The sequence below is a fragment of the Gammaproteobacteria bacterium genome (assembly GCA_029881255.1).
In the GTDB taxonomy this organism is placed as follows: Bacteria; Pseudomonadota; Gammaproteobacteria; order S012-40; family S012-40; genus JAOUMY01.
Genome location: JAOUMY010000013.1, coordinates 58,672 through 79,573 on the forward strand (window position 1 = coordinate 58,672; position 20,902 = coordinate 79,573).

General features: G+C 49.2%; 18 protein-coding genes. 7 read left to right on the top strand and 11 right to left on the bottom strand.

Annotated features, from left to right (window positions below; translation table 11 throughout):
* Window positions 1-154: 154 nt before the first annotated feature.
* Window positions 155-2,656 carry an Ig-like domain-containing protein gene (locus OEZ43_18745; protein ID MDH5547622.1) on the top strand — a complete coding sequence of 834 codons (2,502 nt, stop codon included), beginning with the start codon at window positions 155-157 and terminating at the stop codon, window positions 2,654-2,656.
* Between the two features lie 57 nt (window positions 2,657-2,713).
* Here the strand turns inward: OEZ43_18745 and iscX are convergent, their stop codons facing one another.
* The 10 genes from iscX to OEZ43_18795 form a co-directional block, all read right to left on the bottom strand.
* Window positions 2,714-2,914 (bottom strand): Fe-S cluster assembly protein IscX, encoded by a 201-nt coding sequence (gene iscX / locus OEZ43_18750; protein ID MDH5547623.1) that lies wholly within the window; start codon window positions 2,912-2,914, stop codon window positions 2,714-2,716.
* Window positions 2,915-2,927: 13 nt separating this feature from the next.
* Entirely contained in the window at window positions 2,928-3,266 is a 339-nt protein-coding gene (gene fdx, locus OEZ43_18755; protein MDH5547624.1) for an ISC system 2Fe-2S type ferredoxin, read from the bottom strand.
* 11 nt (window positions 3,267-3,277) lie between these two features.
* On the bottom strand, window positions 3,278-5,149 hold the full coding sequence (hscA, locus tag OEZ43_18760; GenBank protein ID MDH5547625.1) for a Fe-S protein assembly chaperone HscA: 1,872 nt from the start codon (window positions 5,147-5,149) through the stop codon (window positions 3,278-3,280).
* Between the two features lie 6 nt (window positions 5,150-5,155).
* Window positions 5,156-5,713: a Fe-S protein assembly co-chaperone HscB gene (gene hscB / locus OEZ43_18765; GenBank protein MDH5547626.1), complete on the bottom strand. Its 558-nt coding sequence runs from the start codon at window positions 5,711-5,713 to the stop codon at window positions 5,156-5,158.
* 104 nt (window positions 5,714-5,817) lie between these two features.
* The gene (iscA, locus tag OEZ43_18770) at window positions 5,818-6,141 is read right to left on the bottom strand and encodes an iron-sulfur cluster assembly protein IscA (GenBank protein MDH5547627.1); all 324 of its coding nucleotides are present in this window, start codon (window positions 6,139-6,141) and stop codon (window positions 5,818-5,820) included.
* Window positions 6,142-6,153: 12 nt separating this feature from the next.
* Window positions 6,154-7,368, bottom strand: a complete 1,215-nt coding sequence (locus OEZ43_18775) for an IscS subfamily cysteine desulfurase (GenBank protein ID MDH5547628.1) — start codon at window positions 7,366-7,368, stop codon at window positions 6,154-6,156.
* A gap of 24 nt (window positions 7,369-7,392) precedes the next feature.
* A complete protein-coding gene (locus tag OEZ43_18780; protein MDH5547629.1) occupies window positions 7,393-8,526 on the bottom strand; it encodes a cysteine desulfurase in 1,134 nt (377 codons plus the stop codon).
* Window positions 8,527-8,563: 37 nt separating this feature from the next.
* Window positions 8,564-9,058 (bottom strand): Fe-S cluster assembly transcriptional regulator IscR, encoded by a 495-nt coding sequence (iscR, locus tag OEZ43_18785; GenBank protein ID MDH5547630.1) that lies wholly within the window; start codon window positions 9,056-9,058, stop codon window positions 8,564-8,566.
* Window positions 9,059-9,215: 157 nt separating this feature from the next.
* On the bottom strand, window positions 9,216-10,004 hold the full coding sequence (gene cysE, locus OEZ43_18790; GenBank protein ID MDH5547631.1) for a serine O-acetyltransferase: 789 nt from the start codon (window positions 10,002-10,004) through the stop codon (window positions 9,216-9,218).
* Between the two features lie 21 nt (window positions 10,005-10,025).
* Window positions 10,026-10,805, bottom strand: coding sequence for an RNA methyltransferase (locus tag OEZ43_18795; protein MDH5547632.1), 780 nt, complete (start codon window positions 10,803-10,805; stop codon window positions 10,026-10,028).
* A gap of 104 nt (window positions 10,806-10,909) precedes the next feature.
* Between OEZ43_18795 and OEZ43_18800 the strand changes: the two genes are divergently transcribed.
* The 3 genes from OEZ43_18800 to OEZ43_18810 all read left to right on the top strand — a co-directional run bounded on the left by OEZ43_18800 (window position 10,910) and on the right by OEZ43_18810 (window position 13,777).
* Window positions 10,910-11,689, top strand: a complete 780-nt coding sequence (locus OEZ43_18800; GenBank protein ID MDH5547633.1) for an inositol monophosphatase — start codon at window positions 10,910-10,912, stop codon at window positions 11,687-11,689.
* A 71-nt stretch (window positions 11,690-11,760) separates the two neighbouring features.
* The gene (locus tag OEZ43_18805; protein ID MDH5547634.1) at window positions 11,761-12,849 is read left to right on the top strand and encodes a PilT/PilU family type 4a pilus ATPase; all 1,089 of its coding nucleotides are present in this window, start codon (window positions 11,761-11,763) and stop codon (window positions 12,847-12,849) included.
* A gap of 112 nt (window positions 12,850-12,961) precedes the next feature.
* Window positions 12,962-13,777, top strand: coding sequence for a sulfurtransferase (locus OEZ43_18810; GenBank protein ID MDH5547635.1), 816 nt, complete (start codon window positions 12,962-12,964; stop codon window positions 13,775-13,777).
* Window positions 13,778-13,812: 35 nt separating this feature from the next.
* On the opposite strand, the gene OEZ43_18815 is transcribed toward OEZ43_18810, so the two are convergent.
* Entirely contained in the window at window positions 13,813-14,457 is a 645-nt protein-coding gene (locus OEZ43_18815) for a hypothetical protein (GenBank protein ID MDH5547636.1), read from the bottom strand.
* Window positions 14,458-14,819: 362 nt separating this feature from the next.
* Here OEZ43_18815 and mutS point away from each other — a divergent pair, with 362 nt between their 5' ends.
* The 3 genes from mutS to OEZ43_18830 all read left to right on the top strand — a co-directional run bounded on the left by mutS (window position 14,820) and on the right by OEZ43_18830 (window position 20,742).
* Window positions 14,820-17,399, top strand: a complete 2,580-nt coding sequence (gene mutS / locus OEZ43_18820) for a DNA mismatch repair protein MutS (protein MDH5547637.1) — start codon at window positions 14,820-14,822, stop codon at window positions 17,397-17,399.
* A gap of 81 nt (window positions 17,400-17,480) precedes the next feature.
* On the top strand, window positions 17,481-17,804 hold the full coding sequence (locus OEZ43_18825) for a ferredoxin family protein (GenBank protein ID MDH5547638.1): 324 nt from the start codon (window positions 17,481-17,483) through the stop codon (window positions 17,802-17,804).
* 70 nt (window positions 17,805-17,874) lie between these two features.
* Entirely contained in the window at window positions 17,875-20,742 is a 2,868-nt protein-coding gene (locus tag OEZ43_18830; protein MDH5547639.1) for a PD-(D/E)XK nuclease family protein, read from the top strand.
* The last annotated feature ends 160 nt before the right edge of the window (window positions 20,743-20,902 follow it).

The window sequence follows — 20,902 nt, forward strand, 5'->3', positions numbered from 1 at the left end:
TATACACGATATCCACGTTAAGATATTGTAAATGCGGAAATATTAAGGTGTTCATAAAAACAAACCTCTGAGGCTGATAATGGCTATTTCCTTGTTGTCATTAGGTATATTTGATACAATCGCTCGGTTTTCTGAAGCAAAAGCGCGGTACAACATGAAAATAAATTCTCGACTATTTGCTACCCTTGGCCTGATCGCGGTTCTTAACGCCTGCGGGATTGTCCAGCCAGGCGAAGAAATAGATGAAGACAACACGCCACCGAGTATCGTCAAGGTTGAGCCTGCTAGCCTCACAAGCAAGACAATTGATCCCAATACCAAGCAGATCAAACTCTATTTTAGTGAAACGCTGGATTCCAATAGCATTTCTGCCAGCACCATCACTATCACACCGGAAATAAGCTTCACAGCAACTACGGCGAGCTCCAATTCAGGAGTTGAAAATGATGTTGTGGTTCTCACGCTGGATGAACCACTGATGGTCGACACCACTTATCATCTGAAAATCAATAGCGGCATTAGAGACAAAGCTGGCAACCTACAGGAAGTGGTTACGCTCTATGACTTCAGCACGCCGCGTTCGTTCTTTGTGAACGGAGCAATCACGGGGCTAAAAGGCTCTATTCAACTGTCACTGACTGCTGACGGCCAAGAAGGCGACGAAATACTTACTGTCAACAGCGCGGGTGAATCAACCCCTTATCAGTTTAACTACCGAATCATCGACGGTCACAAATATAGATTTGAAATTTTGCACCTGGATGGTGAAGAAGGTTTCTGTTCAGCAATTAATACCCGTGGCAGCATAAATAATCAAAATGTCAGCATCGCTGTAGAATGTGATGGCGTCAGCCCGGTTTACCCTGAGTATTCAAAGTGGACCGCTCACGGCAGCCCGACGGAAAGCAATCTCAAGCAACATTGGGGCATTATGCGCTATCTACCCCTGCCCGCTTCAACTGAAAGCTGCGCCGGCATTACCGCCACAGACAAACTCGGTGTATTTAGCTGGCAATGTGCAGAAAAAGACGGAAAGATTATTGTTCACAATGGCAGCGGTGAGTTCAATCCGGGTAAAGGCCTTACCTCTCTAATCGATTTCAGTAAGAAGCAATGGAAACGTAACAAGTTAATCGTCAAGCTTAACGGTACTGAGTTAACCAATATCGATTCAAAAGATGCACGCTGGTGGAACAACGCAATCTATGACATACAAATCGGCCTGAATCAGCTGTCTGAACGAGGCGCTATTTACCTTGCGCGAGCCGAAACGTTTGGTAACACCTATGGTGCAAATCTCGAATTCAAGGAAAGCCATATCATTTTACTTACGGCTCCAGGATTTGTCCTTTCGACGCACCCCACCGGAACTGGCAGCAATATGATTGCATTGAATAACAGTCACTATAGCTGGATAGAAGGCGAATACACGAGCAGCTCTGAAAACATATTAGAAGTGTTTAACAGTAGAAATTTGCGCATTCACAATGCCCGTTTCTTCGGATCTAAAAAAGGCAGCAATCTCTCCAAACTTTTGCAGTGTCGCCTAAGCAATGTTGTGTTCGAAAAAAGCGGGGGAAATGGCCTCACTTTGATTGGTGACGGAGAGACCTACGGTCTCATTACGCTGGAAAATATCACCTCATCAAACAACGCCGGAACTGGAATTGAAATCGACTCCGCAGATCGCGTGACATTAGTCAACAGTATGGCTGCGAAAAATGGACTACATGGCATTCGAGTTGAGGGGTCAGGCAACGTACTCAACAAGGTTATCACTCACTCCAATAACGGTGATGGTTTGTTACTCGAAGGCTCGCGCAATTCCTTTTTTGCTGATATTACCAGCAGCGCCAATACCGGTAACGGTCTTCAGATCGCCAATACCGAAGGCAATGTAAAGTTAAGCGAGTACAACCATATCGTAAATGCCACTTTGACCGACAATGCCGGACAGGGCTTTAGCTATGTAAATGGCGCAGCCAACAACAATAATCATGCTAGCAACATACTTGATGCCTTCAATTCTGTCTCTGACTGCAGCACCAGTGGCGCATGTGAAAATGTCGACGTTTTTAGCGTCAGCAATTTTAGCGATAATTTTGTGGGCGAAGGCACCATCGCAGAGGATATTTCAAACGTCGACTTTTCCACTTCAACTGGCAACCACTACAGTAGCTGGAATTTAGATGGTAAAGACCTTGATAGCGGACAAACAGCCAATGGCGCATGCGCTGCTGGTGGCTGCCGAATCATTGATTGGTCGCTCAAATCCACAGCGCAAACTGAAATTCTTGGCGCGAAGGAAAGTTCGACCTCCACACAACATCACACGCTGTTCAATTATAAAACAGGCAACGCTTTACCCGTAGGCAGCAAAGAATTACTCGGTGACAATAACGGCAATAATGATCAGGACGCGAATTGCGAAATCGGAGAAAACTGCCTTCGCCCCATTACTTATCTCGTCAATAGCGTCGAGATCATTAATGACGGGATTGGAAATGACAATAATTTGTGCGAAGCAGGTGAAACCTGTATTCGAGCACCGAATATTGGCGCGTATCAGGGACATGGCGAGCTAATCGATGCGGAACCACAGCCAACTACACCTGAAGGTGTGATACTCAAGCAATGGAGCCAAAACGGAATTTAGCACAACAAGTCTTATAAAAAAGCCCGATAAATTTATCGGGCTTTTTTTTGTATTCACTTAACTTCGTTCGTCTATCCACGCCATTTGAATGGCTTCCAGAATTTTCTCTCCGGAACGATCTGGAATATCATCAAACTCGTCAAGCTCACAGACCCACTGATGCAAATCGGTAAATCGAATATATTGCGGATCAACTTCCGGGTGCTTATCGTCCAATGCTATCGCAATTTCCAGACTATCCGTCCATTTGAGGCTCATTTATTATCTCCCGTCAGTGACTTTCCGAAACCATGTTAATCGTGTATTTCGGAATTTCAATTACCAGATCGCTTTCGTCAACAACCGTCTGACAACTCAGCCGGGAATCTGGTTCCAGCCCCCAGGCTTTGTCCAACATATCTTCCTCTGTTTCCTCTGCCTCGATCAAAGACTCACCACCTTCACGAATATAGACATGACAAGTGGTACAGGCGCAGGACTTCTCGCACGCATGTTCAATATGAATATGATTTTTTAGCAATGCGTCACAAATTGTCACGCCTTTTTCAGCTTCCAGAACTGCACCTTCAGGGCATAATTCTACATGCGGTAATACGATAATTTGTGGCATTAATTCACCCCTCAGATATCAACATCATCTACTTTTTGTCCGGAAAGCGCGCGCTTGATATTGCTATTCATGCGACGTGAAACATAGCCAACACAAACCGCTTCCAAATTTTCGATAGCGTCCTTAATCGCATCTGCATCGACACCGCTTCGGGTTTGCACCAGCCTATCAAGCGCCTTATCTATCTGCGTACGCTCTTCCGCAGATAACAACTCATCTCCATCATCATTGAGTGCTGCTTTTAACGCTTCGATTTCACGATCAGCCTCAACTTGCTGCTCTCGCAGTTTCCTCATTTCCATATCCTGCGCCGCATGATCAAAAGAGGAGCGCAGCATGGTTTCTATTTCATTCTCGCTCAAACCATAAGATGGTTTTACTTCAATATGACTCTCAACACCACTAGTCTGCTCACGGGCAGACACACTCAGAAGCCCATCAGCATCTACCTGGTAGGTAACCCGAATTCTCGCAGATCCTGCTACCATTGGGGGTATGCCGCGCAACTCAAATCGAGCAAGCGAACGACAGTCTTCCGTCAGGTCACGCTCGCCCTGCAAAACATGAACAGCCAGCGCTGTCTGTCCATCTTTAAAGGTCGTGAATTCCTGTGCGCGGGCAACTGGAATCGTCGTATTGCGGGGAATAATATGCTCGACCAGACCACCCATCGTTTCGATCCCAAGAGAAAGTGGAATTACATCAAGCAAGAGCATTTCATTGTCGGGTTTATTACCCGCCAACACATCCGCCTGGATGGACGCTCCGATTGCGACCACCTTATCAGGATCTATATCCACTAATGGATCACATTCGAAAAACTCGCCTACCAGAGTTCGGACAAGCGGAACACGGGTCGAGCCACCAACCATAACGACTTCATCGACTTCACGCTTTTCTATTCCTGCATCTCGAATAGTTCGGCGGCATGCAGCAATTGTTTTCCGTACCAACGGCGCAAGCAGCTCGTTCAACAAATCCCGCGTCAACACGCCTGCCCATTTAATCTCATCTTGCTCGATAGAAATTTCTGACTGAGCGTTTTCGGTCAAGGCCTCTTTTACGCGTCGCGATTCTTCCATCAAACGACGCATCATGGAACGGCTGGCATCTTCTTTAATTCCAGCTTCACCCATAATCCACTGAGCAATAACACGATCAAAATCGTCGCCCCCAAGTGCGCTATCACCACCTGTGGCTAAAACTTCGAACACGCCTTTGTTCAGGCGTAAAATCGAAATATCAAATGTACCGCCACCGAAATCATAGATCGCAATAGTGCCGTCATTGCGTTTATCGAGGCCATATGCAACCGCAGCGGCGGTTGGCTCATTTAGCAATCGAAAAAGATTCAAGCCAGCAATTCGTGCAGCATCTTTCGTCGCCTGACGTTGCGCATCGTCGAAATAGGCGGGGACGGTTATAACGACTCCACTCAGTTCGCCACCTAAGGTTTCCTCTGCACGTAATTTTAATACTTTGAGAATTTCCGCAGACACTTCGATCGGACTGACATCACCTCGGCGCGTCTTAATACGAGGTACGCCTGCACTCTCATCCACAAACTCATAAGGCAGTTGGCTTCCCAGACTATTTAAATCGTTGGCGCTGCGTCCCATCAGGCGCTTAATGGAGCTAAGTGTATTAAGCGGATCTTTGACGGCGTGCTTAAGGCCAATTTCTCCAACAATGACGCCTTCAGAAGCATAGTGCACAACCGATGGCAGAATGTGCTTGCCCTCGCTATCCGCCAAAGTCTCCGCTACTCCGCTGCGCACACTTGCAACCAACGAATTGGTTGTACCGAGATCAATCCCCGCAGCTAATTTGTGTTGATGTGGAGCAGCCGATTGGCCAGGTTCAGAAATTTGTAATAATGCCATTAGTAATCAATCGTCCAGTTTTGATTCCACCAGTTCTGCTTCGTGCCGCAGCTTCTCAAAAAATTGCAGTTTTCTTATCGCATCCAGCATCTCTTCCACAGGCGCACCGGGAATCAACACTTCAAATTCACGCTGCAAAAAACCGTACAAACCTCGCATGTGCTTTTCGATTTCTTCAATAACCTGCGCCGCCGCGCCATAAGGATCTTTCGTACCAGGTATGGATGCAATCGCCTCTCTTAATTCCATTTGCTGCATCAAAAACGCGCCGTCTGCGATGGTGTTTTTTTCATCATCATAGTTAACACCGTGCAATTGCAGAAGATACTTTGCTCGTGATAGCGGATGCTTGAGCGTAGTAAACGCATCATTTATCAAGGCCGCTTTTTGAACGGATAACAAACGCTCCTGTTCACTGGCGCTAGCATATCGATCAGGGTGCGTGACCTTCTGCAATTCCTGATACTTTCTGCGCAGCATCGATAAATCCAGCTCAAATCCCACAGGAATATCGAACAACTCAAAATAATTCTGCGATATATCCATATCCGATAGTTCAGTCATATTTATATTGGCAAAACAGGATATTCTAATAATGGGGCACGAATTGCGCCCCGAGAATACTTACTTCAGGAGACTGATTTCCTCAATCAACTGTCGTGAGGCATTTATACAGTGAAGCTCTCGCCACAACCGCATTCGCCTTTTGCATTAGGATTATTAAACTTGAACCCTTCGTTCAGGCCTTCCTTCGCAAAATCCAACTCGGTTCCTTCGAGATACAACAAGCTTTTTTTATCGACGATGATCTTTACGCCGTGGTCTTCAAAAACTTCATCGTTGTCCTCAATGGCATCAACAAACTCAATTATGTACGCCATACCAGAGCAGCCACTGGGTTTGACACCAAGACGCAGGCCTTCACCCTTACCCCGCTTTTCCAGAAATCCAAGCACTCTGTCCGCCGCCGCTTGTGTCATTGTTATTCCCATGGTACAGCCCCCTTAGTGTGCAGCCCACTTGATTGTGGACAGATCAATGCCGTCTTTATACATTTCCCACAATGGCGATAGCTCACGTAACTTTTCAACAGCATGACGAACTATGCCCAATGTGTAATCGATTTCCGCTTCGGTGGTAAATCTCCCGATTGTAAATCGCAATGAACTGTGTGCCAGTTCATCACTGCGACCTATTGCGCGCAAGACATACGAAGGCTCTAGACTCGCTGACGTACACGCCGAGCCAGAGGAAACCGCGATGTCCTTAAGAGACATCATCAAGGACTCACCTTCAACATAATTGAAACTCAGATTGAGATTACCAGGGATGCGTCGCTCCAGATCTCCATTGATGTAAACTTCTTCCATGTCTTTCAAGCCATCAAGCAAACGTTGGCGCAGCTTGATCAGACGCGCGTTTTCCATTGCCATTTCTTCTTTGGCAATTCGAAAGGCCTCACCCATGCCGACAATCTGATGCGTAGCCAGGGTTCCCGAACGCATGCCGCGCTCATGTCCACCACCGTGCATCTGCGCTTCTAAACGTACGCGAGGTTTGCGTCGCACATACAGTGCACCAATCCCCTTGGGACCATAAATTTTGTGCGCGGAAAAAGACATCAAATCCACTTTGAGTGACTGCATATCAATGGGTACTTTACCAGCGCTTTGAGCGGCATCGACATGAAACAACACGCCCTTGCTGCGGGTCAATTCGCCGATAGCGGCTATATCCTGTATGACACCAATCTCATTGTTAACGTGCATGATAGATACAAGGATGGTGTCGTCACGAATAGCCTGGTCAAGCTTGTTCAAGTCAACTAGGCCATTGCTTTCCGGATCAAGATACGTCACCTCAAAACCTTCACGCTCTAATTGTCTGCAGGTATCAAGCACCGCTTTGTGCTCGGTTTTGCACGTAATGATGTGCATACCCTTTTTCTGGTAAAAGTGCGCGACACCTTTAATCGCTAAATTGTTGGACTCTGTTGCACCCGAGGTCCATACGATTTCTTTTGGATCTGCGCTTATTAATGCTGCCACTTGCTCTCTGGCATTATTGACAGCCTCATCTGCCGCCCAGCCAAAGGGATGCGAACGGGAAGCCGGGTTTCCGAAATTCTGTTCGAGGGTCAGGCATGAGCACATTTTTTCAGCAACACGTGGATCCACTGGCGTGGTTGCCGAATAGTCCAGATAAATAGGTAGTTTCATTTTCCTCTCCATTGTGTCGCAGGCCTAACAAGGCGCTACAACTGACATTCTCTTTAAATCTGTAATTACCTTTGACAAGGAATCCACGAACGCATTTATTTCTGAAAGTGTATTTTTTCTTCCTAAGCTCACTCTTATCGCGCCACGTGCTACATCTTCATTTACACCCATTGCCAGCAAAACATGACTGGGCTTACCTGAACGCGACGAACACGCGGAGCCACTTGCAACTGCAAAACCCAATTGATCAAGTTGCATGATCAATGTTTCGCCATCAATACCTGCGACAGCGAAAAATGTTGTGTTAGGTAACCGCTCCACCGCCTGGCAAAATACCGTTACCCCGGATATTTCTGACAAACGACTTTCCAGTGCATCTCTGATCGCTTTGACGCTTTCCTGTTCACCGATGCGGCTTCTGGCTAATCTCGCAGCCTCACCAAAGCCAACAATAGCTGCAATATTTTCAGTGCCGGAACGTAGCCCCTTTTCCTGGCCTCCACCATGAATCAATGGATCCAACAACAGAGACTTCTTCGCTACTAAAGCTCCTGCGCCCTTTGGGCCATACAGCTTGTGTGACGAAAGACTAATCATATCCACGCCGCTTGCCGGAAAATCGATTGTTAACTTGCCGGCCGCTTGTACTGCATCACTATGAAAAACCACCTTGTTACGCGCCGCTAGCGCGACAACATCGTTCAACACGCCAGTTTCATTATTTGCCCACATCAATGAAACCAGGCTATCCGGGGAAACAAGAGAAGAAAACGTATCAACAGAGACATTTCCCTCAGGCTCTACCGGCAACGGTTGCGATTCAGCCCAATGTTTTTCATGTACGTAACGCGCAACATCTCTTACCGAAGGATGCTCCGAGGCACCGTAATAAACATGCTTCAGCCCCATCCCTAAAACGCTTCCTTTGATGGCCAGATTATTGGCTTCTGTACCACCGCTGGTGAAAATCACCTGCGACGGGTGCGCGTTAACCAGTTCCGCTATTTGCTCGCGTGCGATGTCAAGTGCCCGGTGAGCCTCTCTAGCCAAATAGTGACTTCCCGAAGCATTTCCAAACCCTGATTTCAAATAGGGTTCCATCGCACTAAACACTTGCTCATCAATAGGGGTGGTAGCATTGTGATCGAAGTAGATCATCGTGCATTCCGTCCCCGCGCTTAGGCGTTTCGTTCAGTTACGCGGACGCATCCGCTGATGTAATATCTTCAACAGCAATGCTGGCTTCACTTGCCAATCCATCACGCTGGCGCATGGCAACAGTCTGAACATTGCGGTTATCAACCAACTGGCCCAGGCTAATACCATTCAGAAAATCATAAATTCGGCAGCTCAAATCCTGCCACAATTCGTGAGTAAGACAGGGGTGTCCGTCCTGGCAGTTACCTTTTCCATCGCAACGCGTCACATCAATTTTTTCATCAACAGCGGTAATCACATCTGCAACCGCAATATTGTGTGCCTCTCTACTCAAGCGGTAACCGCCTCCGGGACCGCGAGCACTATCGACCAAGCCGTTTTTGCGTAACTTAGAAAACAACTGTTCGAGATAAGACAGGGAGATACCCTGACGCTTGGAAATATCTGACAATGTAATGGGACCATCTTTATAGTTGATGGCTAGATCAAGCATTGCCGTAACCGCATAACGACCTTTTGTAGTAAGTCTCATATTTTTCCACCTGGTTATTTCTGTCGAAATTTAATACCTAACCATGACAATGCCCGCGACTTCCAGACACTGTCTTAGTTTAACGATTCCCTAGCTTTTGTGTCAAGTAAATATCCTTATCCGTGCTAGGTTATTCAGAGCATGTATCACTTTGTCTTTACTTTATTTTTTCGTTATCTACGTCCTGCTGGGTTGCAGAATTTAATTCGCAAGACCCCAAATCAGGTAGTTTTTTATCACTTATTTCGGCGCCCATTGCCTTCATGGCCTTGCACATGCTCTCAAGACGCTCATCCATGGCATGCACATGATCTAGTATCCCGTTGACCGCATTCGCTACCGGATCCGGCATATCCTTGGTATTGCCGTAGGCGTCGAACCCCATTTTTCGGGCGATAGCCTGACGTCGTTCATCAGCAATCTGATCCGCCTTTTTCTTTTCTACTATGCGTCCGGGAACACCGACGACGGTTGCCCCATCCGGCACATCTTTGACTACGACTGAATTCGAACCAATTCGCGCACCATTTCCTATTAGTATCGGCCCCAACACCTTGGCACCTGCGCCAACTACCACATTATCGGCCAAAGTAGGGTGTCGTTTGCCGGCATTCCAGGTCGTCCCGCCGAGTGTTACGCCGTGATAGAGCGTGCAGTCATCACCTATTTCTGCGGTTTCACCGATCACCACCCCCATGCCGTGATCGATAAAGAAACGCCGCCCAATGACGGCGCCAGGATGGATTTCAATACCGGTAAACCAGCGTGAGAAAGTCGAAATACCTCTTGCCAGCCATTTAGCCCCATGCCGCCACAACCAGTGCGCCAGACGATGAAACAGCAAGGCATGAATTCCCGGATAGGTGGTTAACACCTCTAGCCAGTTACGTGCCGCGGGATCGCGGTCAAACACACAGGAAATATCTTCTTTTAGGCGTGAGAGCATATCTTTCAGTCGACCCTATAACTATTTAGTGGGCTCATCTCGATCATTTGTCAAACCCTGGTCCTTCATCCACTGGTACTTCCGTCCACTTGCTGCCTGGAATATGCCGCGTAATATATTCACTTCGGTACGAGTCATCGCCGCCCGATTGAAAAGACGGCGTAAACGTCGTAGTAATTGCTGATATTGCCCTTTTAAAAACCCGATATCCAGTAACACGTCGTGCATATGTTGATAAAAACCCTCCATTTCTTCAATAGTCGCGGGAATATCATCAGTGGTGACGCGTTCAGAGGCAGTTGGCATTTCAGTCTGTCCACCGGCAATAGCCAGTTCGTAGGCCAATATCTGCACCGCAGCGGCCAGATTCAAGGACTGAAAATCAGGATTAGTCGGAATATGTACCAAGGCATGACAGCAATTGAGTTCATCGTTACTCAGGCCGGAATCCTCGCGCCCAAATACCAGAGCCACCTTCTCAGTGGCGCTTGCCTCGGCTAGTTTTGCGGCGCATTCGCGTGGATTCATCACGTCGAATTGCAGACGCCTGAACCGTGCGGTGGTACCGACCACCATCGTGCAGTCAGCCAGGGCCTGCTCGAGTGTGTCGACCACCAGGGCATTATGCAAAACATCGTCTGCCCCTGAGGCCCTCGCAGTGGCCTCACCTGAAGGGAAAACCTTTGGCTTTACCAAGGACAGTTCACTCAAGCCCATATTTTTCATCGCGCGGGCCACACCGCCGATATTACCCGGGTGAGAGGTCTCGACGAGCACTATCCGAATATTACTGGACTGCATTTGACTCCAACAATTTATACGACTGTTCTGGTTTGCCTTTGGCCGCTCAAACCCCTAAAATACGCGGCCCCTTGCCACCACATCCTTGTAGTCGGAGTACGCCAATGCAACCAATGGTCAATATCGCTGTCCGCGCAGCCCGTCAGGCAGGGAACGTTATTGTACGTGCTCTGGACCAAATCGACACATTGAATATCAGAGAAAAAGCCACAAATGACTTCGTCACCGACATCGATCTACGTGCCGAGCAAGAAATCATCAAGGTCATCAAAAAGGCCTACCCTCACCATTCCATCCTTGCCGAGGAAAGTGGCACCAATCAGGGCAGTGAATTCGAGTGGATAATCGACCCACTGGATGGCACGACTAATTTTCTGCACAATTTCCCCCAGTTTGCCGTCTCTATCGCGGTCAGATACCGTGGGCGTCTGGAGCACGCTGTCGTTTACGACCCCCTACGACAGGAGATTTTCTCTGCTTCTGTTGGTGAAGGTGCGCGCTTGAATGACCGTCGCATACGGGTGACCAGTCGCCCTAATATGAAAGGCGCGCTTCTTGGAACCGGCATCCCGTTTCGTGAAGATCAAGACCTCGAACTGTATCTGAAAACCCTGCGCGCCCTGTTGCCTGACTCCGCCGGTGTACGCCGACCAGGCTCAGCAGCACTCGACCTGGCCTATGTCGCCGCAGGTCGAATAGACGGTTTCTGGGAAATGGGTCTACAGATCTGGGATATGGCCGCAGGCATACTGCTCATCCAGGAGGCCGGCGGGATCGTGACAGACCTAAAAGGCGGCTCCGATTATTTTGAAACCGGCAACATCATTGCTGGCGGCATGAAAGTGCAGGCAGAGATGACAAAGCGCATCAAATCAAGCCTGTAGCGCAAGTAAGTAGCAATTAAGCTGTTCCGTATAGCCTGTGCACCAAACAATTCCAAGCTGTGGGGAAGGGCATGCAGGATTATCTGTCAGACTTGTTGCGCCAGATGCGTGCATTAGGCGCGAGCGAATTATTTCTGACGAGAGGTAAGCCACCCACATTCCGTATACACGGTGTCGTTACCAATTCCAACGGTTCACCACTAACCCATACACGACTGGCGCTACTCACCCAGTCTCTTATTCCACAATCCCATATCAACGATTTTGACACCGCCCAGGAATTGAGTTTTTCATATCGTTCTCCGACGCTCGGCCGCTACCATGTCAATCTGTTCCGTCAACAAGACCAGTACGCGCTAGTTGTGCATGCTTTGGCTGAGCATATTCCGACTCTGGAAGAACTGGGTGCGCCTGAAGCGCTAAAAAAAATGATCAAGCTCAAACGGGGCATGATGTTCATCGCCGGTCCTGCGGGCATGGGCAAATCCACAACGTTAGCGTCGCTACTCAACTACCACAACGAAAACGTCGCCTCGCATATCCTGACCATCGAAGATCCAATCGAATATGTTTTACCGCAGCGACTTTCCATCATTAATCAACGGGAGATCGGCCGTGACACCGCCAATTTTGAATCGGCGATGACTTGTGCATTACGTCAGTCTGCCGATATCGTCGCGACCAGCGACATTACTCATTGGCAAACGCTGGAATATGGCATACGCCTGGCTGATGCCGGACGACTATTTCTCTCCGCGATCAATGCCAATAATGCACGTCACGCGATCGAGCGTCTGATCGGGCTTTATCCTGAGAACCAACAGGAAAATTTGTTACTGACTCTCGCCAACCACACCAAGGCAGTGATTGCCCAGCAACTGGTCCCCACTCTGGAAGGTGGACGTATCGCCATCTACGAGTTAATGGTGGTCACACCAAGAATTGCCGACCTGATCATACGCAAGGAATTCGAAGAACTCAGTGCCGTTATCGCCCAGGGCGACACAAACGGGATGCAATCGCTGGATCAATCCCTGTACAATCTCTACGAACAGAACGTCATTAGTGCGGAAACGGCACTGGAATATGCTTCTTCGTATCGCAACATGCGTCTGCGTATGCGAATCTCCAACGCCTCGGAAGCCACGCTCAGCCTGTAATCAGCGCCCTGGGCATCCTCTTAAATCAGCAATTTTCGATTTGGTTTTTCGCTGCTAATGCCCGAAAGATAACTCACCTGGATTTAGCTGACTACAAGAGGAACTCCTGTCCATGGACGTTAAAAATATTTTGATGCAAACCACAGAACTTGCCGAACGCCTGGACCGGCAAAACCAAGTTATCGTCGATTTATGCAAACCCGAAATTTATACGCAGGCCCATATTCCCGGCGCGCGATTCATCGACTACGCAACAATTGTTCGCCATGAGAAACCTGTCATGGGCCTCATACCAACAGAGGATCAGTTTTCACAGATTTTAACTCGGACAGGGATTACTCCCGACACCCATGTCGTCGCTTATGACGATGAGGGTGGAGGAAAAGCGGCCAGATTTCTCTGGACGCTAATGTTAGCCGGACATCAGCACCTCTCCCTTCTTGATGGCGGGCTACATGCGTGGAGTATTGATCAGTTGCCGCTAAGTGCAGAAGCACCAGTTTTTTCGGTTTCCAACTATCCCGTAAAGTTCACTCAAATGCAGTGGAGTGCAGATGCTGGCTATATCCTCAAGCGCTTGGGCGCAGATGATTTTGTCCCACTTGATGCCCGCAGCCCAGGAGAGTATATGGGCACTGATGTCCGCGCCAGTCGCGCGGGACACATTCCAGGCGCAATCAATTACGACTGGGTGAATGGCTTGGATAGGGAAAATGGCTTGCGCTTGCACCCGGCTCAGGACTTACTGCCCGTACTTGAATCCATGGGATTTACTAAAGAAAAAGAAATCGTTGTCTACTGTCATTCCCATCACCGCTCGGCCTTGTCTTTCTTCATGTTGTTATCGCTAGGTTACGAACGTGTGCGAGGTTATCCCGGTTCGTGGTCAGACTGGGGCAATCGTGAAGATACACCTGTTGAAGTATAGAGAGGCTGTTTTAAGGCGTAGACAGTAGCCACTGTTTACCACCTTGCACCTATTCCACCTGCCAGATGCAAGGTGTTCAGAAACAAACTGGCCTGTCCATTCCTAATCGGGATACTTGCGTAACTGCTAGACAATCGTAGATCCGCAACGAGGTAAAAAGTCTGTCCGATATCGTGTTTAGCCAAAAATCCTGACGCCAGATAGGCACCCGACAAATAGTATCCCCAGCCAAACACTCCCCCATTGTGTGTCAACTCGGCTCCACGAACCGTATTTTCAGGATGGGCGAGTATCACACCTCCACCCAACCGCCATCCGCAGCACTTATTAAACATACGAACATGATTCACACCAAACATATTGAAACCATGGGATACGCTAAAGGATTGAATCTCTGGAGGAGGATTACGTAGATAGATTTTGTTGTGGATAAACTCCATTTCCCAGTATCGGCGCCTGTGCTGCACGACAATTAATCGAATCTGGTAATAGATCGGCGGTATCAGCGATTCGGTGTCGAACTGCGCATCGACTGATAGATTTGCCTGGCTTTGCTGTGCAACAAGGATTTCAGCAGGCAGATTCAATGCCCCACCTGCAGCTACTTCCAATGCCCCTGCCGAGCAAAAAGAGGAAACCACGCAGAGAAAGAGACTGACTATCCATTTCCTGAGAGACACTTTATCCGTCCTGTATAGCGATCAAGATTTAACCAGCAACCCCACTATCGGGGTTCTCTTACGCTTACTGATTAAAGCATTCCCTGAAAATACAAACCTGTAAACACTATTCAACACATTTGTTGCGGGCAACTCGATACGCCAGTTCTTTTGTGCGTGGCTTTTGTTAAACGTCATCGTGTTTACAGGATATAATCGACCACCTTTGCTGCGATACGCAGCCGACAATAACAACACACTCAACCGAATCAACCCTGGATTCCGCTTTTAGTTCTACACGTTACGCGGAAAACATGAGAAAACTCTCTACTCAATAGGAATGATTGATTCGCCCACTGACTAAAACTTAAGCAAAAAATGATATGAACGCAGCAACCGAAATAGCCGAGCCATCCCTAGCCAAACACACCCCGATGATGCAGCAGTATCTGCGCATCAAGGCAGACTACCCACATACCCTGGTTTTTTACCGCATGGGTGATTTTTACGAGCTCTTTTTCGACGACGCACGCAAGGTCGCCAGTCTGCTCGATATCACACTGACCAAGCGCGGCACATCGGGCGGCGAACCTATCCCGATGGCGGGCGTCCCCTATCATTCGGTGGAACCCTATTTGTCACGACTGGTGCGCCAGGGTGAATCGATCGCGATTTGCGAACAGGTCGGCGATGTGGCCACGGCCAAAGGGCCGGTGGAACGCAAAGTGGTTCGTGTCGTCACACCGGGCACGGTAACCGACGAAATCTTACTTGAGGAACGTCGCGACAACCTCTTGTGTGCACTGCATCAACAGAAGGAGATCTTCGGCCTGGCCTGGTTGGATCTGACCAGCGGACGCTTCCAGGTGTGCGAAGTCAAAGGCGAAAGCAATCTATACGCAGAACTGGAAAGACTGCGTCCCGCAGAGCTGTTGGTCAGTGAAGACAGTCATCTGATTGAACGCCTGCAACAGCGAAAAGGGCTACGCCGACAGGCACCGTGGCTATTCGATGTCGAAGTAGGTGAGCGCCAACTAAAGACCCAGTTCCACACCAATGATTTGAGCGGATTCGGTTGTACGGATCTTACAGTTGCCATCGGCGCCGCCGGGGCACTGCTGGAGTATGTAAAAGACACCCAGAAATCTACGTTGCCACACATCCAGGCCCTTACCGCGCAACGCAGTGAAGACGCGGTATTACTCGACGCGGCCACTCGCCGCAATCTGGAAATCGAACACAATATGAGCGGCGGCCAGGATCATACCCTGGTATCCGTTATGGACAACACCACCACTGCTATGGGCAGTCGTTTGTTACGGCGCTGGTTTAACCGCCCTATTCGCGATCAACACAAACTACGGCAGCGCTATGACGCCATCGAGTCTTTGGCGAACAATTATCATTACGAAAACATCGCTGAAGTGCTACGCAATATCGGCGACATAGAACGCATTTTGGCGCGTGTAGCCTTGAAGTCTGCGCGCCCTCGCGATCTTGCCGTCTTGCGCACCTCACTAGAAGCAATCGGAGGATTGAAACAGGCGCTTACTGCCACAGACAATCCGCAAATCGAGGAAATCAATCACCTCATCCGCGAACACCTGCAAACAACCGAGCTACTCGCGCGCGCCATTATCGACAATCCACCGGTATTAATACGCGATGGGGGCGTTATCGCGCCTGGATACGATCCGGAGCTGGACGAGTTGCGTATGCTGCGTGAAAACAGTGACCAATTTCTGGTCGAGCTGGAAGCTCGGGAAAAAGAACGTAGCGGCATTAGTACGCTGAAAGTCGGTTATAACCGCGTACACGGTTTTTATATCGAAATCAGTCGCGGACAATCGGACCAGGCGCCTGGCGATTACATTCGACGCCAGACGCTAAAATCCGCAGAGCGGTTTATCACCCCGGAACTCAAGGCCTTCGAAGACAAGTTTCTCAGCGCCAAGGAAAAATCACTGGCGCGGGAAAAACAGTTGTACGACGAACTGCTGGATACGCTCAATCTCGACCTAACGACGATGCAGATAACCGCGCAGGCGATTGCCAATGTCGATGCCTTGAGCAATCTGGCGGAACGCAGTGTCAGCCTGAACCTCAGCAAACCCGATCTCGAATCAAGACCGGGCATATTCATCGAAGCCGGTCGTCACCCGGTTGTAGAAAGCGTTTCCAGCGAACCCTTTGTACCCAATGACGTTGACCTGGACGACAAGCGTCGCATGTTAATGATTACCGGCCCAAACATGGGTGGTAAATCGACCTATATGCGTCAGACTGCGCTCATTGTCTTGCTCGCCCATGTCGGAAGTTTTGTCCCGGCAAGCCGCGCCACCATCGGCCCAATAGACCGCATATTCACGCGCATCGGCGCGTCGGATGATCTGGCCGGTGGGCGTTCGACATTTATGGTCGAGATGACTGAAACCGCCAACATTCTGCACAACGCCACCGCGCAAAGCCTGGTATTGATGGACGAGGTAGGACGCGGCACCAGCACTTTTGATGGACTAGCTTTGGCATGGGCGTGTGCCGAGCATCTCGCCGAACAAACACGCGCTTACACCTTGTTCGCGACACACTACTTCGAGCTGACAGCAATGGAAGAAAATCATAGTAGCGTCGCCAATGTGCATCTCACTGCGGCAGAATTCGAAAACCGTATCGTGTTTCTACACAGCGTGAAACCGGGACCGGCGAGCCAGAGTTATGGCCTCCAGGTAGCCGGGCTGGCGGGCGTACCGCAATCGGTGCTGAAGAACGCCCGTCGTCACTTGCGGGATCTGGAGCAGTCGGCGGTTAAAGAGCGAAACCCTGCAGCGCAACTGCAACTCTCCCTCTTTGATACCCGTTCCGAAAGCCAGGTAGAAAAACGTCTGAAGGAGATTAATGTCGACAACTTAACGCCACGAGAGGCGTTAAACCTGATTTATACACTCAAGGATTGTCTGGATTAAATGACAATAGGCGCTCGCAGAAATCATTTTTTCACATTAAAATGTGCGCGGAACGACAGCGAAGAAACACAGGAGTAGAGAATGACCTATGTAGTGACGGAGAATTGTATCAAGTGCAAATACACCGACTGTGTGGAAGTTTGCCCCGTCGATTGTTTCCATGAAGGCCCGAACTTCCTGGTCATTGACCCAGATGAATGCATCGATTGCACCCTGTGTGAACCCGAATGCCCAGCGGAAGCGATTTTTGCTGAAGACGATGTACCGGAGGGTCAGGAACAGTTTATTGCGCTGAACGCCGAACTATCGCGAAACTGGCCCATCATCACCGAACAAAAGGCCGCGCCCGGCGACGCTGACGACTGGAACGGCAAGGCAGACAAACTCCAGTTTCTGGAAAGATAGACATTTACCACTTTTATAAAGGCAGTAGTTTGGCAACGAGCTACTGCCTTTTTCAATTCAGGCATACGACATGTTTCTTACATCGATAAGCTATGATCAGGATGCCCTGAAAATTATTGCCACACGTATTGTAGAGGAGCAGTTGCATCGCCTGCCTGACCTCAGCGATATTTTCATCATCATTCCCGATTTTCAACCGGCATTACGACTCACTCGCCTAATCTGTAGCGTAGCGGCACAACACGGCTTTCAGGCCTTATTGCCACCACAATGTCTCACCCTACGCGAATACATCGAAAGACACACCTATCTGGAAACCGGCACCATTCCCTCGGAACAGCGTGTACTGGTATTGATGGAATCTTTGCAAGCCTATCGACACCTGTTTAACGATGCCAATTTGTGGACCGCAAGCGACGCGCTATTCAGCTTGTTCGACCAACTGACCTTGCACCAAACCTCGCTGCCTGAAGATCTCGACAGCTTTATACAATTACTGGAACAAGGCTATGGCTGTAACGCCAGTCAGATTCCACACCTGGGTCAGGAGGCGCAACTTGTCCATACGTTGTGGCAGGCCTGGCATCAACAACTTGCCACCTATAATTTGCTCGATGGTAATGCCGCTTATCTGATAAAACTCGGTCTGCATCTAAATCAAACGCTTTCGGAAAACACTTTTTTCTATGCGTTTCTTCATCAGGAGATGCTACCGGGAGAACTGAACTGGATGATGCGGCAGTATCAATCCCGGCGCAGTCATTTGTTTTGCTATCGCGGTGAGATGAACGAATTTCTGGCCACGCAGGACATTTTTCTCGATGATAAACCCGGCACAAGTGAATGTAGTGCATATCTCGACTCTGTATTTCTCGATCAGTCTGATGACTTGCGCAATAGGGCCTTAAACGCCCAACAACAATATCCGACTTCACCTGTTGCCGAACACATACACGTTTTTCGCGGCGACAGTTTCGAAGATGAGGCTCGCGCCATCAGTCTTCAAGTGCGCCTGTGGCGATTAAAAAATATTAAGCGTGTTGGCCTCGTCATCGAAGATCGTCAACTGGCACGACGTATCCGCGCCATGCTCGAGCGCGCCAATATTGCCTTACGTGATGCCGGAGGTTGGTCTCTCTCCACATCATCTGCGGCCGCCATACTGGAGAGCTGGCTGGAGTGTATCGAAGAGGATTTTGCCCATCGCCCGCTACTCTCGGTAATCAAATCGAGCTCGTTTATTGTCGACAACGAAACGCTTGATGCCGTCTACCGCCTCGAATACGACATCATTCGTCGCGAAAATATTACACGTAATCTGGACAGATATCGCAACGCCAGCCATGCCAGAGCGCAGCGCCTTAGCGAATCCTCGTCACATGCATACCAAACAATGTTTCAGTTGTTCGACAAACTGGAAAATGCTGCTCGCCCGCTTCAATCTCTGGTCTCGAACAATAAAATCGAACTCTCCCATGCGTTAAGTGCCTTGCGTTTCAGTCTGGATGAGTTGGGTCTTACTTCTCATTTACAAAACGATGATGCCGGTCAGGAGCTACTTCAGTTACTCGAACAACTTCAGCAGGTCGCTCAGCGCTCGCCGCTACGTCTAGGTTGGGAAGACTTCCGTACCTGGCTGTCACGCAATCTCGAACGTAAAAGTTTTAAGCCTGTTGATGACTATATTGAATACGTCGATCTCCTACATCTCCCACAAACCTCGCTTGGTAGCTACGAAGGCATTATTATCGGCGGACTGACACGCGAACATTTTCCCGGAAGTGGCGAAGTCGCACCGTTTTTCAATCAACAGGTGCGGCAGCAGTTAGGCCTAACGCCGTGGCAGGAGATAAAGAAACGGCGCCTACACGATTTTCGGCGCCTGCTTGAGAGTGCTCCGAGTGTACTACTCAGCGTCAACACCGGTGGAGAATCTCAGGCGATTAGTCCCTGGCTGGAATTATTGGAAGCCCATCATCGAATCGCGTGGAAGACCACGCTTGAACACACTGAGCTACGTGAGTTGCTCGATAATAGTAGCAGCGATATTGCCTCACCCGATCTGGGTATGCATACGCTGTGTGAAATTTCGCCGCCCGCGATATTATCTGCCCTTATGCCGTCGGATTTTAGCGCCAGCGCCCACCAAAAACTTATCGACTGCCCGTATGCGTGGTTCGCTGGCTATGTATTACGCTTACAGGCACCAGAGGAAGTTAGCGAGGTCATGGCAAAGAATGAATACGGCAGTCGTGTTCATCTGTGCCTTGAGGCATTACACGCCAACGTTAAAAATCTACCGGGGCCGTTTAAGGACGAATTCACGCCTGATAACAGGCAAAACGCGATTGAGCTACTCGATACCATCTCGCAACAGGTGTTTGCCAGCGATCTCGAGCAAAACTTTCAACACCGCGGCTGGCTCAGACGCTGGCAGAAGGCGATACCCACTTACATCGACTGGCAGATCGAACGCGAACAACATTGGCGTTTTCGTGGTGCCGAACAGCGTCGACAACAGGAAACCGAGGAAAATTTCACCATCAGCGGCCGCATCGACAGATTCGAGGTGTCTAAAGATGGCAGTGGCAAGATCTCGATTATCGATTACAAAACCGGTTTTGCGCATTCGCGTGATGACGCGCTAAAGGGTGAATCCGTTCAGTTAGCGCACTATGCACTGGCAATTAACGAAGCCGTTACGGAGACACTGTTCCTCAAAATAGATCAGGATGGGCTTAGCGAGATCAAACTGGCAGACGACGAGCTCAAGGAATGCGTGACGAATAACCGCCGGCGGCTGCACGAAATCACAAACATGGCGAGAAATGGAAGTGCATTACCGGCCTGGGGAGACGAAGATACATGCGGCTGGTGTCAGTTTAGCGGGTTGTGTAGACAGAAAGATAAATCAAACGGCGGCCCGAAGGCCGCCTAAAGCAAGGGTACTCTCCCTACCAGGCATACCTGCCTGCATTATGTCCGTATAACCGAGTTTTCCCTTGGCTTTCCCTAAGGTCTTCCGTGAAATCCTGATTTGCTTTGAAAAACTTCCTTGTGCTTACGCATATTAGCAGCGCGCTCTGGGATTGCCATAA